Annotated in this window: 17 protein-coding genes; 8 read left to right on the forward strand and 9 right to left on the reverse strand. The window is 60.3% G+C overall.

Annotated features, from left to right (window positions below):
• Positions 1–25: 25 nt before the first annotated feature.
• On the forward strand, positions 26–454 hold the full coding sequence (locus tag Q0677_RS10620; RefSeq protein WP_133489167.1) for a DUF805 domain-containing protein: 429 nt from the start codon (positions 26–28) through the stop codon (positions 452–454).
• Here the strand turns inward: Q0677_RS10620 and Q0677_RS10625 are convergent, their stop codons facing one another.
• The gene (locus tag Q0677_RS10625; RefSeq protein WP_298909480.1) at positions 455–712 is read right to left on the reverse strand and encodes a DUF167 domain-containing protein; all 258 of its coding nucleotides are present in this window, start codon (positions 710–712) and stop codon (positions 455–457) included.
• A gap of 74 nt (positions 713–786) precedes the next feature.
• Here Q0677_RS10625 and Q0677_RS10630 point away from each other — a divergent pair, with 74 nt between their 5' ends.
• The 3 genes from Q0677_RS10630 to Q0677_RS10640 all read left to right on the forward strand — a co-directional run bounded on the left by Q0677_RS10630 (position 787) and on the right by Q0677_RS10640 (position 3,262).
• Entirely contained in the window at positions 787–1,899 is a 1,113-nt protein-coding gene (locus Q0677_RS10630) for a class II histone deacetylase (RefSeq protein ID WP_298909483.1), read from the forward strand.
• 98 nt (positions 1,900–1,997) lie between these two features.
• Complete coding sequence (locus Q0677_RS10635; protein WP_298909485.1) at positions 1,998–2,576, forward strand: nitroreductase; 579 nt, start codon at positions 1,998–2,000, stop codon at positions 2,574–2,576.
• Positions 2,576–3,262: an EI24 domain-containing protein gene (locus Q0677_RS10640; RefSeq protein WP_298909487.1), complete on the forward strand. Its 687-nt coding sequence runs from the start codon at positions 2,576–2,578 to the stop codon at positions 3,260–3,262. The genes Q0677_RS10635 and Q0677_RS10640 overlap by 1 nt, the downstream gene beginning before the upstream one ends.
• A 33-nt stretch (positions 3,263–3,295) precedes the next feature.
• On the opposite strand, the gene Q0677_RS10645 is transcribed toward Q0677_RS10640, so the two are convergent.
• Both Q0677_RS10645 and mce read right to left on the reverse strand, forming a co-directional pair.
• Entirely contained in the window at positions 3,296–3,574 is a 279-nt protein-coding gene (locus Q0677_RS10645; RefSeq protein ID WP_133489177.1) for a DUF1467 family protein, read from the reverse strand.
• Positions 3,574–3,978 carry a methylmalonyl-CoA epimerase gene (gene mce, locus Q0677_RS10650; RefSeq protein ID WP_133489179.1) on the reverse strand — a complete coding sequence of 135 codons (405 nt, stop codon included), beginning with the start codon at positions 3,976–3,978 and terminating at the stop codon, positions 3,574–3,576. The genes Q0677_RS10645 and mce overlap by 1 nt, the downstream gene beginning before the upstream one ends.
• Before the next feature lie 158 nt (positions 3,979–4,136).
• Here mce and Q0677_RS10655 point away from each other — a divergent pair, with 158 nt between their 5' ends.
• Together Q0677_RS10655 and Q0677_RS10660 are read left to right on the forward strand one after the other, a co-directional pair.
• The gene (locus Q0677_RS10655) at positions 4,137–4,856 is read left to right on the forward strand and encodes a response regulator (protein ID WP_298909491.1); all 720 of its coding nucleotides are present in this window, start codon (positions 4,137–4,139) and stop codon (positions 4,854–4,856) included.
• 120 nt (positions 4,857–4,976) lie between these two features.
• Complete coding sequence (locus tag Q0677_RS10660) at positions 4,977–5,159, forward strand: hypothetical protein (RefSeq protein WP_298909494.1); 183 nt, start codon at positions 4,977–4,979, stop codon at positions 5,157–5,159.
• Positions 5,160–5,408: 249 nt separating this feature from the next.
• On the opposite strand, the gene aspS is transcribed toward Q0677_RS10660, so the two are convergent.
• Complete coding sequence (gene aspS, locus Q0677_RS10665) at positions 5,409–7,259, reverse strand: aspartate--tRNA ligase (RefSeq protein ID WP_298909497.1); 1,851 nt, start codon at positions 7,257–7,259, stop codon at positions 5,409–5,411.
• 277 nt (positions 7,260–7,536) lie between these two features.
• On the opposite strand from aspS, the gene carB reads away from it, so the two are divergent.
• The gene (gene carB, locus Q0677_RS10670) at positions 7,537–10,872 is read left to right on the forward strand and encodes a carbamoyl-phosphate synthase large subunit (protein WP_298909499.1); all 3,336 of its coding nucleotides are present in this window, start codon (positions 7,537–7,539) and stop codon (positions 10,870–10,872) included.
• A 123-nt stretch (positions 10,873–10,995) separates the two neighbouring features.
• The gene (locus tag Q0677_RS10675) at positions 10,996–11,313 is read left to right on the forward strand and encodes a hypothetical protein (RefSeq protein WP_298909502.1); all 318 of its coding nucleotides are present in this window, start codon (positions 10,996–10,998) and stop codon (positions 11,311–11,313) included.
• On the opposite strand, the gene Q0677_RS10680 is transcribed toward Q0677_RS10675, so the two are convergent.
• The 5 genes from Q0677_RS10680 to Q0677_RS10700 all read right to left on the reverse strand — a co-directional run bounded on the left by Q0677_RS10680 (position 11,310) and on the right by Q0677_RS10700 (position 15,538).
• The gene (locus tag Q0677_RS10680; protein WP_298909505.1) at positions 11,310–12,344 is read right to left on the reverse strand and encodes a fatty acid desaturase; all 1,035 of its coding nucleotides are present in this window, start codon (positions 12,342–12,344) and stop codon (positions 11,310–11,312) included. The two genes, Q0677_RS10675 and Q0677_RS10680, sit on opposite strands and share 4 nt — an antisense overlap.
• Positions 12,345–12,454: 110 nt before the next feature.
• Positions 12,455–12,856, reverse strand: coding sequence for a DUF4864 domain-containing protein (locus Q0677_RS10685; protein ID WP_298909510.1), 402 nt, complete (start codon positions 12,854–12,856; stop codon positions 12,455–12,457).
• Positions 12,857–12,906: 50 nt separating this feature from the next.
• Positions 12,907–13,383: a hypothetical protein gene (locus Q0677_RS10690; RefSeq protein WP_298909515.1), complete on the reverse strand. Its 477-nt coding sequence runs from the start codon at positions 13,381–13,383 to the stop codon at positions 12,907–12,909.
• Between the two features lie 65 nt (positions 13,384–13,448).
• A complete protein-coding gene (gene rimO / locus Q0677_RS10695) occupies positions 13,449–14,843 on the reverse strand; it encodes a 30S ribosomal protein S12 methylthiotransferase RimO (RefSeq protein ID WP_298909518.1) in 1,395 nt (464 codons plus the stop codon).
• Between the two features lie 104 nt (positions 14,844–14,947).
• Positions 14,948–15,538, reverse strand: coding sequence for a GcrA family cell cycle regulator (locus tag Q0677_RS10700; RefSeq protein WP_298909521.1), 591 nt, complete (start codon positions 15,536–15,538; stop codon positions 14,948–14,950).
• Between the last annotated feature and the right edge of the window lie 10 nt (positions 15,539–15,548).

Raw genomic sequence — 15,548 nt, forward strand, 5'->3', positions numbered from 1 at the left:
CCGCACGTAACAAGGAATAGTCTCGATGGATTTTCAGACATCAGTTAGAATCTGCTTTCAGAAATACGTAACCTTCTCAGGCCGCGCGATCCGAAGTGAATATTGGTGGTTTTCCCTGTTCCTCGTCCTTGCGTCGATCGCTCTGGGAATTGTGGACAGTATTTTCTTTGGTTGGGAAAGCATGTTCTCGCCGCTGAGCGACCTGTTCTCGCTGGCGACCATTTTGCCCAGCTTGGCTGTCACGTCGCGCCGTCTGCACGATATCGACAAATCGGCCTGGTGGATGCTGCTGATCCTGATCCCGATTGTTGGCTGGATCGTTCTGATCTATTGGATGTGCCAGCCCGGCACCCAAGGCCCGAACCAGTTTGGTAACGATCCGTTCGGCGATGGTCCGGCTGATTACGATGACAGCGACTATGCGCCGTCGTCGATCCCGAATGTCGGTGACTGATCACCCAGTGATCTGAAACACCTTATCTTTCGATGTCGCGCCTTGGACCAGTTCAAGGCGCGATTTTGCGATGCCAAGCGCGTCTGCCAGCAACTTCGCGACTGCCTTGTTGGCTTTGCCGTTCTCGGGCGCGGTGGTGGTCTGAACGCGGATCTGTCCATCCCGCAAAGTGACTTCGTTGCGCGATGCTTTCGGGGTGACCCGCACCGCGATCCGCGCGCCTTCCTTCGCCAGATATGACAGCTCGCCCTTCTTCATGCGCGCAGAGTGCCGCGCGGGGCTGGACGGCGCAAGGGCTGTAGGTCACTGTGCAGAAAATGACGGAGGGCGACATGCGCAAGACAGGGTTTTTCTGGGACGAGAAGTGTTTTTGGCATTCGGGCGGCAACTATGCTGGCAACTTGCCCGTTGGCGGGTTGGTGCAGCCCTTGGCGGCAGGTGGCTTGCCGGAAAGCCCCGAGACCAAACGGCGCTTGAAAAACCTGCTGTATGTGACCGGGCTGTCGCGCGCACTGGTCCAACGCACCGCTGCCGAAGCAGATATCGAGACGCTGGCACGCGTCCACCCGGCGTCCTTCCTGTCCGACTTCAAAGCGGCCTCGGACACGGGCGGGGGAGAGCTGGGCCTGCGCACCCCCTTCGGCCAAGGCGGGTTCGAGATCGCGGCGCTGTCGGCAGGTCTGTCCGTTGCGGCGCTTGAGGCCGTTCTGCGGGGCGAGGTCGATAACGCCTATGCTCTGTCGCGCCCGCCGGGGCATCATTGTTTGCCGGATTTCCCCAACGGGTTCTGCCTGCTGGCCAACCTTGGCATCGCGATCCGCAACGCGCAGGCCAAGGGGCTGGCCAAACGCTTTGTTGTGCTGGATTGGGACGTGCATCACGGCAACGGGACCGAGGCGATCTTTCTGGATGATCCCGACGTGCTGACCATCTCGATCCATCAAGAGCGGAACTACCCGCTGGATACCGGCGATGCAGATGTGCGCGGCGAGGGGAAAGGGGAAGGGGCCAACATGAACCTCCCGCTGCCGCCGGGTGCGGGGCATGCGACCTATCTGGAGGCAATGGAGCGGATCATCCTGCCCGCCATCCGTGCCCACGAGCCCGAGGTGATCGTGGTGGCGAACGGCTATGACGCGGCGGTGATTGATCCCTTGTCCTGCATGTTGGCCACCGCTGACACGTTCCGCCAGATGACCCGCATGGTCATGGCGCTGGCCGATGACATCTGCGACGGGCGCGTGATGATGGCGCATGAAGGCGGCTATTCCGAGGTCTACGTCCCGTTCTGTGGCCACGCCGTTCTGGAAGAGATGTCGGGCGCGGGCATTCACGCCGCTGATCCGCTGGCCGAGGCCTTCGCGATCCGGCAGCCCAACGCCAAGGCCGAGGCGTTCTTCTCCAGCCAGTTGGCCGACCTGTCTGATTTCTTCAATGTGAAGTGACTTAACATCTTGACGTCGGGCCGCGCAGACCCGACATATCCCCCAAGCCAGCCGCGCCCGCGGCCAAGCAAGATATTGCTCTGACCAAGGACAAAACGATGCCTGAACGCAACCAAGCGGCGCTTGATTTCCTTCTGACCCGCCGGTCCCGCCCCGCCAAAACCCTGACCGGTCCCGGCCCGGATCGCGACACGCTGACAACCATCTTGACTGCCGCCGCCCGCACGCCGGATCACGGCAAGCTTGAGCCGTGGCGCTTCGTGGTTCTGGAAAAGCCCGCTTTGATGCGCGCCCATGCGCTGGTGGCCGAACGGGGTGCGGCACTGGGACATGACCCCGCCAAGATCGAGAAAGAACAGATCGCTTATGAGCGCAGCCCCCTGGCCGTCGTGGTGGTGGAAAGCCCTGTCGACAGCGAGAAGGTGCCAGCGATCGAGCAGACCTATTCTGCCGGTGCCGTCTGTCTGGCGCTCTTGAACGCCGCCTTGGCCTCGGGCTGGGGGGCGAACTGGCTGTCTGGCTGGGCCAGCTTTGACGCGGATTTCACCCGCGATGCGTTTGGTGTGGATAGTCACGAAAGCGTTGCAGGGATCATCCATATCGGCACCGAAACCGTTGCCCCGCCCGAGCGCCCGCGCCCGGATCTGGACGCCATCACCACTTGGATTGAAAGCTAATGTTTGACGATTTCTTCCGCGCCCTCGGCCAGCTTGGCGACCCGCGCTTTCGTAATGTGCTGCTGAAGGGGCTTGGCCTAACCGTCGGCCTTCTGGCGGCGATCACCATGGCGATGACGTGGCTTGTCGGCTTTCTGGTCCCAGACACGCTGTCGCTGCCCTTCGTGGGCGAGATCTCTTGGGTGAACGGGCTGGCGCTTTGGGCGTCGGTGCTCTTGATGCTGGTGCTGTCGGTCATTCTGATGGTGCCCGTCGCGGGTGCCTTTACCGGTCTGTTTCTGGATGAGGTCGCCGATGCGGTCGAGGCCAAGTACTATCCCCACCTCCCGCCCAATCCCGAGACCTCGATCCTGAATGACGTCCGTGAAAGCCTTGGCTTTTTCGGCGTGATCGTCGGGGTGAACCTGATCGCACTGATCCTGTTCTTCTTTGTGGGTCCGTTGGCCCCCATCTTGTTCTACGCGGTGAACGGATACCTGCTGGGCCGGGAATACTTCACCATGGCCGCCATGCGCCGCATGCCCCGTGCGGATGCCCACGCCCTGCGCCGTCGTCACAACGCGCAGATCTGGTTTGCCGGATGTTTGATGGCGGTGCCGCTGTCGGTGCCGCTGGTGAACCTGCTGATCCCCATTCTAGGAGCCGCGAGCTTCACGCATATGTTCCACCGTCTTGCAGGACGTTAGAACGAAATAGGGCGCCCGCTGGGCGCCCTTTTCTTATCCGCTGGTGTCATCGTAGCGGTCGAACCAGTCGATATCCTCGACCCCGATCCAGCCCGAGATGATGATCCCCGCGATGATCGCCCAGACGATCGTGCCCGCGATGGTCACGATCAAAAGCGTGCGTCCCAGCTTGAAGTTGGCCGGGGCGCCTGCATGGGTGCCGGGCACGATCTCGCCCTCGTCGCCTTGGGTACGCAAGCGGATCGGCAGGACCACGAACATGGTCACGAACCAGATTACGACATAAAGGACGGCGGCGGCGGTGATCGACATCAGACTTGTTCCAGTTCCACCAGAGTACCGGTGAAGTCTTTCGGATGCAGGAACAGAACCGGCTTGCCGTGCGCGCCGATCTTCGGTTCGCCCGTGCCCAGAACGCGCGCGCCCGAGGCTTGCAGTTGGTCACGTGCGGCCAGAATGTCGTCGACTTCATAGCAGATGTGGTGGATGCCACCCGACGGGTTCTTTTCCAGGAAGCCGGCGATGGGCGAGTTGTCCCCCAGCGGGTAGAGCAGTTCGATCTTGGTGTTGGGAAGTTCGATGAACACGACGGTCACGCCGTGATCGGGTTCGTCCTGCGGTGCGTTTACCTTCGCGCCCAGCGTGTCGCGGTACTGAGCGGCGGCGGCCTCAAGGTCCGGCACGGCGATGGCTACGTGGTTCAGGCGTCCGATCATCTTGTCTCTCCCAATTCAAATGCTGTGCTGCTTATGCATAAGCGGCCCCTTCAGGGCAAGCGGCACTGTGCCACAGGCGCGTAATGCCGTTGCGTTTCTGGGGTTAACCGGTTGTTAGGCAGTTTTGCGCCAAGGTGATCCCTGAAAGGAGCATGAAGATGAGCGATAAACTGGAAGCCTTCATGATGACCCAACCGCCGACCGCTGAGCGCCCCCTGAACGGGATGACCGTTTTGGTGGTCGAAGACAGTCGCTTCGCGTCCGAGGCGATCCGCCTTCTGTGTTTGCGATCCGGCGCGCGCATTCGGCGGGCCGATAATCTGTCCGCCGCACATCGACATCTTCGTGTCTATCGGCCGACGGTCGTGATTGTTGATATGGGCCTTCCTGACGGGTTTGGCGCGGATCTGATAGAAGAGCTTTCGGGCGATGCCATCCGCGTCCCCGTGATCCTTGGAATGAGCGGAGATGCCGGCACGTGTGATGCTGCGCTTCAGGCTGGTGCAGACGGGTTCCTTGAGAAGCCCGTAGAAAGCCTTGCCGTATTCCAAGAGGCAATTTTAAGCGTCTTGCCACAGCAAGAAGGACCGGCGACCCCGCGCAGGCTTCCGAATGACGTGATTGCACCGGATGCGCTGGCGCTGCAGGACGACCTGTCGCATCTGGCGCAGATCATGCGCGAGGGCGATGATGATGCGACGCAAGACTATGTCGCGCAGTTTCTGGGGGGGCTTGCCGTTTCCGCTCATGATCAGGCGCTTGCGGCCGCTGCCAAACGGCTTGCTGCGGCCCGCCATGCGGGGCGGTCCACGGGGACAGACATGGCCCATGTGACGCATTTGGTTGCGGATCGACTAAAGGAACGACGACAGCTTTAGTTAGTTTTCGCGAAAATACCCGGCACGAAATATTCCTCGACCCTCCTCATTTCCGCCCTTTTTCAGGGGCACTCTGAAGAATGAGGAAGGGTATAAGAATCAATTTGCGAGGTTGATATCGTGAAAGACTTGATCAAGAAATTTGCTGACGAAGAGCTGGGCAACGCCGTGATTGACTGGACCGTACTGATTGTGGGTGCGGTCATGATGGTGACTGCTGTGGTTCTTGCGGTGGTCGAACCCAATGCACCCGTGAGTGAGGCAACGGGCCAGATCATCAACGTTCAGCCCTTGGCTGGTTAACCCTACCTCTATTTGTAAACGTTCTGTTGTTATGTGTATCGGGCGCACTTCTTGAAGTGCGCCCTATTCGTTTTCTAATCCTTTGAGCGATGCCCAATGACCGGGCAGTCGGCCCAGCCCGACCCCTTGCGGACCAATTTTTCCGCTGCAGGTGACGCGGAAATCATCGTGTTTCCCGACGCAAAACGACCCGCATAAAATATGCGGGCCGTCTGTTTTTTCTAGTTGCGTGCGATGACCGTGATCAGATCACTCTTGCGGAATAACCCGCAGGTGCAGTTCGCGCAGCTGTTCGTTCTGCGGTTCGGACGGTGCGTTCATCATCAGGTCTTCGGCGCGCTGGTTCATCGGGAACATCATCACTTCGCGGATGTTTTCCTGATCGGCCAACAGCATCACGATACGGTCGACACCAGCGGCACAGCCACCGTGCGGGGGTGCGCCGTACTGGAACGCGTTGACCATACCGCCGAAGCGCTTGATCACTTCGTCTTTGCCATAGCCGGCCAGTTCAAAGGCTTTGAACATGATTTCAGGCTGGTGGTTCCGGATTGCGCCCGACACCAGTTCATAGCCGTTACAGGCCAGGTCATACTGGAAGCCTTTGACGTGCAGCGGATCGCCCAGCAGCGCGTCCAGACCGCCTTGCGGCATCGAGAACGGGTTGTGGTCGAAGTCCAGACCGCCGTTTTCTTCGTCCAGCTGGAAGATCGGGAAATCGACGATCCAAGCAAAGGCGAAACGGTCCTTGTCGGTCAGGCCAAGCTCGTCACCGATGACGGTACGGGCGCGGCCCGCGACACCTTCAAAGGCTTTCGGCTTGCCGCCCAGGAAGAAGGCCGCGTCGCCGATGTCCAGACCCAGTTGCTGGCGGATGGCTTCGGTGCGCTCGGGGCCGATGTTCTTGGCCAGCGGACCGGCCGCTTCCATGCCGCCTTCGACTTCGCCGGATTTCAGCTTGGCTTGGGCTTCTTTCACGGTGATGCCCAGCTCTTGCGCCACGGCATCGGCGGTTTTCTCGCGCCAGAAGATATAGCCCATGCCGGGCAGGCCTTCTTGCTGTGCGAACTTGTTCATGCGGTCGCAGAACTTGCGCGAGCCACCTTTCGGGGCCGGGATGGCGCGGATTTCAGTACCGTCCTGTTCCAGCAGCTTGGCGAAGATCGCAAAGCCCGAGCCACGGAAGTGGTCCGAGACGATCTGCATTTTGATCGGGTTACGCAGGTCCGGCTTGTCGGTGCCGTACCACAGGGCGGAATCCGCGTACGAGATCTGCTCCCACGTCTGGTCAACTTTGCGGCCCTTGCCGAATTCTTCGAAGATGCCGCGCAGAACTGGCTCGATCGTGTCGAACACGTCCTGCTGGGTGACGAAGCTCATCTCCATGTCCAGCTGATAGAAGTCGGTGGGCGAGCGGTCGGCACGCGGGTCTTCGTCGCGGAAGCACGGTGCGATCTGGAAATACTTGTCGAAGCCAGCAACCATCATCAGCTGTTTGAACTGCTGCGGGGCCTGCGGCAGCGCATAGAACTTGCCCGGGTGCAGACGCGACGGCACCAGGAAGTCACGCGCACCTTCCGGCGACGAGGCGGTGATGATCGGGGTCTGGTATTCGCGGAAGCCCTGATCCCACATACGCTTGCGCATCGAGGCCACAACGTCCGAACGCAGCTTCATGTTTTCCTGCATCACTTCGCGGCGCAGGTCGAGGAAGCGGTACTTCAGACGGGTTTCTTCCGGGTATTCCTGATCGCCAAAGACCATCAGCGGCAGTTCGTCAGCGGCGCCCAGAACCTCCAGATCACGGACGAAGACTTCGACTTCGCCGGTCGGGATTTTCGGGTTCACCAGATCTTCGTCACGCGCCTTCACGTTGCCGTCGATGCGGATACACCATTCCGAGCGCACCTTCTCCATCTCGGCAAAGACGGGGCTGTCGGGGTCACACAGAACCTGCGTCACGCCGTAATGGTCGCGCAGGTCGATGAACAGGATGCCGCCATGGTCGCGGACACGATGGACCCAGCCCGACAGGCGGACGGTCTCACCGACGTTGGATTTGTTCAGTTCAGCACAGGTGTGGCTGCGATAGGCGTGCATGTCAGGCTCCCACGAGCGGATTTAAGTCTCGGGCCGATACACCTGCCTTGGCGGGCAAAGTCAAGGCGCAGCGGCACCAATGGCGCAAAAGAGCCGCCACAAGGTGCAATTTTCTTGGTCTTTATCGCACAATGAACGAGAATTCCGTCTGAACCTGAAACAATGATGGGTTCCGCACAAACAGGGCTTGCAGAAACCCCGCTGGTGTCTATAACCCACGACAATTTGCGTGCGGCAGGGATTCCCGCGCGCGTTCAGTCTGCCGATGGGGGATACCATGCCTAAAAGAACCGATATCAACTCGATCATGATCATCGGCGCGGGGCCCATCATTATTGGGCAAGCCTGCGAGTTTGACTACTCTGGTGCCCAAGCTTGTAAGGCGCTGCGCGAAGAAGGCTACCGCGTCATTCTGGTGAACTCGAACCCGGCGACGATCATGACCGACCCCGGTCTGGCCGACGCGACTTATATCGAGCCGATCACCGCAGAAGTCGTCGCCAAGATCATCGAAAAAGAGCGCCCCGATGCGCTGCTACCCACCATGGGTGGTCAGACCGGTCTGAACACCGCGCTGGAACTGGATGATCTGGGTGTTCTGGACAAGTTCAACGTGGAACTGATCGGCGCCAAGCGCGACGCCATCGAGATGGCAGAAGACCGCAAACTGTTCCGCGAAGCGATGGACCGTCTGGGCATCGAAAACCCCCGCGCAACCATCGTCACCGCACCGACCAACGAAAAGGGTCACGCGGATCTGGACGCTGGCGTGAAGATGGCGCTCGAGACGCTGGACGAAATCGGTCTGCCCGCGATCATCCGCCCCGCCTTTACCTTGGGCGGCACCGGCGGTGGTGTGGCGTATAACCGCGAAGAATACGAACATTACTGCCGCACCGGCATGGATGCCTCGCCGGTGAACCAGATCCTTGTGGATGAAAGCCTGCTGGGTTGGAAAGAATACGAGATGGAGGTTGTGCGCGACACTGCCGACAACGCCATCATCGTCTGTTCCATCGAAAACGTGGACCCGATGGGTGTACACACCGGCGACTCGATCACCGTCGCGCCCGCGCTGACGCTGACCGACAAGGAATACCAGCTGATGCGCACGCACTCGATCAACGTGCTGCGCGAGATCGGCGTGGAAACCGGCGGATCGAACGTACAGTGGGCCGTGAACCCCGCCGATGGCCGTATGGTCGTCATCGAAATGAACCCGCGCGTGTCGCGCTCCTCGGCGCTTGCCTCGAAAGCCACCGGTTTCCCGATTGCAAAGATCGCGGCGAAGCTGGCCGTGGGCTATACGCTGGACGAGCTGGACAACGACATCACCAAGGTCACCCCCGCCTCGTTCGAGCCGACCATCGACTATGTCGTCACCAAGATCCCGAAATTCGCGTTCGAGAAATTCCCCGGCTCCAAGCCCGAACTGACCACCGCGATGAAATCCGTGGGCGAGGCGATGTCGATTGGCCGCACCATCCACGAGTCGATGCAGAAGGCACTGGCCTCGATGGAATCGGGCCTGACCGGCTTTGACGAGGTCGAAATCGAAGGCGTTGATCAGAACGAACTCGAAGTAATGGCCAAGTTGGCTGATACCGATATCGGAGAGCACCTTACCGATGAGCACAAGGCAGCTGTGACCAAGGCTCTTTCAGAACAACGTCCTGATCGGATTTTGAAGATTGCTCAAGCAATGCGGCTCGGTTTTTCAAACTCTGAAATTCAGCGAATAACATCCTTCGATGCATGGTTCTTGGATCGGATCCGTGAGATTGTGATTCACGAGAAAAATGTAAAGGTAAACGGTTTGCCGACTACGGAGTTTGGTCTGCGCAAGCTTAAGATGCTGGGCTTCACCGATGCCCGTCTGGCCAAACTGTCGGGCCGCACTGAAAAAGACGTGCGCGATGTACGCCGGAACGCTGGCGTGAACGCCGTGTTCAAGCGCATCGACACCTGCGCGGCGGAATTCGAAGCGCAGACGCCCTATATGTACTCGACCTATGAAGCCCCGATGATGGGCGAAGTCGAATGCGAAGCGCGTCCCTCGGACCGCAAAAAGGTCGTCATTCTGGGCGGTGGTCCGAACCGGATCGGACAGGGGATCGAGTTCGATTACTGCTGCTGTCACGCCTGTTTCGCGCTGACCGACGCGGGTTACGAGACCATCATGGTCAACTGTAACCCCGAAACTGTGTCGACCGACTATGACACCTCGGACCGTCTGTATTTCGAGCCGCTGACCTTCGAACACGTGATGGAAATCCTGCGTGTCGAGCAAGACAACGGCACGCTGCACGGCGTGATCGTTCAGTTCGGCGGTCAAACCCCGCTGAAGCTGGCCAACGCGCTGGAAGCCGAGGGAATTCCGATCTTGGGCACCACGCCGGACGCCATCGACCTGGCCGAGGACCGCGAGCGGTTCCAGGATCTGGTCAACAAGCTGGGCCTGAAGCAGCCGAAGAACGGCATCGCCTCGACTGACGAACAGGCGCTGGAAATCGCCGAGGAAATCGGCTTCCCGCTGGTCATTCGCCCGTCCTATGTTCTGGGTGGCCGCGCGATGGAAATCGTGCGCGATATGGGTCAGCTGAAGCGCTACATCGCCGAGGCCGTTGTGGTGTCGGGCGACAGCCCGGTTCTGCTGGACAGCTATCTGGCCGGCGCGATCGAGGTTGACGTGGACGCGCTGTGTGATGGCGAGAATGTCCACGTTGCCGGCATCATGCAGCACATCGAAGAAGCTGGTGTCCACTCGGGCGACTCGGGCTGCTCGCTGCCGCCCTACAGCCTGTCGGAAGACATCATTGCCGAGCTGCGCCGTCAGTCGCGCGAGCTTGCGCTGGCCCTGAACGTGGTTGGCCTGATGAACGTGCAGTTCGCCGTGAAAGACGGCGAGATCTATCTGATCGAAGTGAACCCGCGTGCCTCGCGCACCGTGCCGTTCGTGGCCAAGGCGGTTCTGTCGCCCATCGCCTCGATCGCAGCGCGCGTCATGGCGGGCGAGAAGCTGGACGCGTTCGATCTGGTTGATCCCAACATCGACACCTATGCGGTGAAAGAGGCCGTTCTGCCCTTCGCCCGCTTCCCCGGAGTGGACACGATCCTTGGCCCGGAAATGCGCTCGACCGGCGAGGTTATGGGCGCGGACAAGGATTTCGCCATGGCCTTCCTGAAGGCTCAGCTGGGCGCAGGCACCATGCTGCCGACCGAAGGCACTGTGTTCCTGTCGATCAAGGATGGCGACAAGACCCCGCAGCTGGTGGAAACCGCACAATTGCTGGCCGAACAGGGCTTCCGCATCATCGCGACCTCGGGCACGGCCAAGTTCCTGGCCGGAAACGCGGTCGAGGCGGATGTGGTTGCAAAGGCATACGAGCCGGGCCGCATGATCATCGACATCATGAAAGATGGCGAAGTGCATCTGGTCATGAACACGACCGAGGGCGCCCAGTCCGTCAGCGACAGCCGCGAAATGCGCAACGTCGCGCTGATGGACAAGATCCCGTATTTCACCACGCTGGCAGCAAGCCACGCCGCAGCCCGCGCCATGAAAATCCGCGGTGAACGCGAGATCACGGTGAAGCCGCTGCAAGAGGCGTAAGTCTCTCAGCAAAGACAGAACAAAGGGCGCGGCAATTCCGCGCCCTTTTTCGTGGCTGGGTGAAAATCTCGTTCGATCTGCGCGGGCTGTGCTATGCTTTCCTCAATAAGAAGGAGAGCAGTGATGAAACCCTTTGCCCCCATGATCTTGCCTGCTGCAATTGCCGGCCTTCTGTCCGGATGTCAGGCGATGCAACCAATCACTACGCCCACCACCAACGTCACGGACCTGCCGCTGATGGGCGGGTATCGCAGCCCTGCGGATGAATGCGAAAAGCTGGGCGAGAACGAGCTTACCATCAACTATCTGGACCACACGGCAACCTTGGTCGGCTGCCCGGCAGACTATGAAGGTCTGGGCGTGTTCCAAGTGGATACCGGCGGCATCGAGGTCGCGCGGATTGACGGCTGGGTTCTGTTCAGCGTTCCCAGTGGGTCTTAACCGTACAGCTGCTGTGCCTGCGTGAACGACATCAACTTCTTGCTTTTCTCGTCCCACAGGTGCAGGCGCACGCTGGCCAGGCTCTCGCGGATCGTCATGCGGTTCACCGTCGACAGATACTCGTGATCCTTCAGCACTTCGGTCAGGCGATAGAACGGGATACGGCTGTGCAGGTGATGTACGTGGTGGATGCCGATATTCGCGCTGAACCATTGCAGGATCGCGGGCATCACGTAATGCGAGCTGCCATGCAGGGCCGCGTCGTGCAGCTGCCAGTCTTCCTCGGCCTTCCAGTGCGTTTCTTCAAACTGGTGCTGGATATAGAACAGCCACATGCCCGCGGTGGCCGCCAGCAACGTGGTGGGCAAGAAGATCAGAAGCACCGGCATCAGACCGCCGAAATACCAGATCACCACAAGCGCCGCGACAATCACGATGTTCGTCGCCATCGCACTGACCCAATACTTCGCGGCATTCATCAACCCGAAGGGCAGGCGGTTTTGCAGCAGGAACAGGTATCCGGGCGCAAAGCCAAACAGCGTGATCGGGTTGCGATAGAGCCGGTACTGGAATTTGCGCAGCGGCGACAGCGCGTTGTACTCGTCCACGGTCAGGGTCATGATGTCGCCAATCCCACGCTTGCCCAGATTGCCAGCCGAGTTGTGGTGGATCGAATGCGTGCGCTTCCAGACATCATAGGGCGTCAGGGTAACGACGCCGATCACACGGCCAACCCAATCGCTGACCGTGCGGCTTTTGAAGACCGAGCCATGTCCGCAGTCATGCTGGATGGCGAACAGGCGCAGAAGGAAGGCCGCGTTGAACAGCGCGATGCCAAGGCTCAGCCACGGGCTGATCGACAGGCAATACCACGCGAGCGCCCAAAGCAGCAGAAACGGAACCGCGCTGACGGCCAGTTCGAACGAACTGCGCAGCGTGCTGGGTTCGCGATACTTTGCCAGCGTTCTGACCCAATCACGGGCGGTAAGGTCTTCGTCTTTCGGCAGCGGAATGTTTGAGAGCTCTGTCATGGGCCTACTTTTGTGGTGGTAGGCCATTCCGATAGACTATCGGGTCAACAGTGCAAGGGAATAATGACATCTGGTGCCGGACTCTCGTTTTGCGGGAGTGCGCCGGCCCTTCAGGCGCTCAGCCCAATCGGCTCGATCCGATAGACGCCGTTGATCCGCCATTTGCCGTCAATGACGATCATTTCGTAGGCGAACCAATGGTCCTTGCCGGACTGGTCCTGAATGCGCAGACGTTGAAGCGTGTAGCTGCCATTGGTGATCTGATCGACATATTCCAGCTCGGCCGGGTTCTGCACCATGGGATAGCCGTTCTGCACCATCATGCCGAAGTTTTCAGGCGTGCCGAACAGGCTTTGGATATTGGGCGAGGCATAGGAAAACGCCTTGTCCGTATCCTGCGCCCCGAACGCGTCGATCTGGGACGAGATCACATCCTCGATGCTCTGATCCTGTGCATAGGCTGGGGTCAGCATCAGCGCCAAGCCCAGCAGAAGAGATGTCGGAAACCTCATGTGTATCACCTCCTTTACGAAGACGATTACGGGGTGAGGCGCGGTTTGGATCAGTTGCAGGACCGGATGCCGCGCGCGACGATCGCTTTCCAATCCGGGCCCAACACCTCGCGGGCGTCGATCGCGGTCTTATAGCCCTTGTCGCGCGGCTTGAACATTTGGACATACATCATGGCCTCATGCGCACCGGTCATGACCACCCGCTGATTGCCGAAATAGGTGACGTTCCCATTTGCCGAAGGGCTGGAGGCATCGGCGGTGGCATAGGGGTTCGCATGGGTCGGACCCGTCACGGTCGCGCGGGTGCTGTTGGCCACGGTGTTGCGCAGGATCTGGAAACGGTCATAGCCACGGCGCAACGTCTCAACCGCTGCCAGTTCTTGCTCGACCCTTGCCGCCGCCATAGGACCACAGGCCGTCGCGGTGGACGTTCTAAGCATAAACTGGCTTTCCAGCCCACCGGTGGATTTGCAGCCCGCCAAAGCGGCCAGAGTAAAGGCGAACGCCATTCCGATACGTAGCTTCATGTGCAAATGCTCCCGATAAGTCCGGCATCAATTTAGCCGAGGGGGTGGCGGGGGCAAGTCTTGGATTAAGACTTGAGTTGTCCCCACAAATCATATTCCCCCGCCTCGTCGACCTCGACGGACACGATATCCCCGACCGAAAGCCCCTTGGTGCCGTCGTCGATGAACAGGTTGCCGTCGATTTCCGGCGCGTCGGCTTTGGTGCGGCAGGTGGCGATGCCGTCTTCGTCGATGTCGTCGACGATCACGTCCATCACCTGTCCGACTTTCGCGGCCAGTTTGGCTTCCGAGATCGCCTGCGCCTTTTCCATGAAGCGTTCCCAGCGGTCTTGTTTGACCTCGGCGGGGACGTGATCGGGCAGGTCGTTGGAGCGTGCGCCGTCGACGTTTTCGTATTGGAAGCAGCCGACGCGATCCAGTTGGGCCTCGTCCATCCAATCCAGAAGGGTTTGGAATTCTTCCTCGGTCTCGCCGGGGTAGCCCACGATGAAGGTCGAGCGCAGGGTGATGTCTGGGCAGTCCGCACGCCATGCGGCGATCTCGTCCAGTGTTTTGGAGGCCGCTGCCGGGCGGGCCATACGTTTCAGGATGTCCGGGTGGGCGTGCTGAAAGGGGATGTCCAGATAGGGCAGGATCAGGCCTTCGGCCATGAGTGGGATTAGATTGCGCACATGCGGATAGGGATAGACATAGTGCAGGCGCACCCACAGGTCTTTGCCCGCCCCCAGCGCGCCAAGGTCGCGCGCCAGATCGGTGATGTGGGCGCGGTGGCCGCGCTCTTCCGCGTGTTTGATGTCGACGCCATAGGCCGATGTGTCCTGTGAAATCACCAGTAGCTCTTTCACGCCAGCCTCTACCAGCTTGCCAGCTTCACGAACGACCGCATGGGCCGGACGGCTGGCGAGTTTCCCGCGCATATCGGGGATGATGCAGAACTTGCACTTGTGGTTACAGCCCTCGGAAATCTTCAGATAGCTGTAGTGGCGCGGCGTTAGGCTGACGCCCGTGGCTGGCAGCAGGTCGATGAAGGGATCTGGGCTGGGCGGTACGGCGCCGTGCACGGCGTCCAGCACCTGCTCGTACTGATGCGGGCCGGTGACGGCCAAGACGCTGGGGTGGGTGCCGCGGATGTAATCCTCTTCCGCGCCCAGACAGCCGGTGACGATCACCTTGCCATTTTCGTTCAGGGCTTCGCCAATGGCTTCAAGGCTTTCAGCCTTTGCCGAGTCCAGAAACCCGCAGGTGTTTACGATCACCGCATCCGCGCCGGAATAGTCCGGGCTGATCGCATAACCTTCGGCGCGCAGGCGCGTCAGGATGCGTTCGCTGTCGACCAGCGCCTTTGGGCAGCCAAGGCTGACCATGCCCACGGTGGGCTGACCCGCGCGGGCGGGCTCGGAAAAGCGGGCCTTGGGGGCAAGGTCGGGGCGCAGGTTGGGCGGATTTACAGGATCTGTCATGGCGGGCCGTATAGCTAAAGCAGAACGTTATGGGAAGGGCGCGGGGCCGGAATGCAAAAGCGCGCCCGGTGGGACGCGCTTTCGAAATGCTGTGTCGCGGATGCTTACCGCTTGCGGTCGCGGCGCGAGGACATCGGCTGGAACGCCACGCCCACGTGTGCTTCGCAATAGGGCTTGCCCTGCTGCACGGCCAGACCGCAGAACCAGAAGTCATCGGTGGCCGGGTCACCCACGGGCCATTTGCAGGTCTTCTCGGTCAGTTCCATCAGGTTCAGGCGCTTGGCGCCTTTTTCCACTTCGCTGACCTTGGCCAGGGCCTCGGGGCTGATCTCGTTGGCCGAAGGCTGCGGGGGCAGGGGTTGGCCTGCCGGAATGATCGCCTTGCGCGCGGGCGTTGCAGGCTTGGCTTCAGCTGCAGGCGCCTCTTCGGCTTTCGGCGCAGGTTCAGCGGCTTTCTTCGGGGCAGCCTTGGGCTTGGCCGCTACCTTAGGCTTGGCGGCTGTCTTGGCCGTTGCCTTGTCGCCCGCAGGAGCTTTGCTGCCACCGCTCGAGCGGTTGGATAGGCCCAGACGATGCACCTTGCCGATGACCGCATTGCGGGTCACGCCACCAAGTTCCTTCGCGATGACCGAGGCCGATTGACCCTCGCCCCACATCTTCTTCAGGATTTCTACGCGCTCGTCTGTCCAGGACATGCTTTCTTCC

Origin of the sequence: uncultured Aliiroseovarius sp. (assembly GCF_947492455.1) — a bacterium.
Taxonomy (GTDB): Bacteria; Pseudomonadota; Alphaproteobacteria; order Rhodobacterales; family Rhodobacteraceae; genus Aliiroseovarius.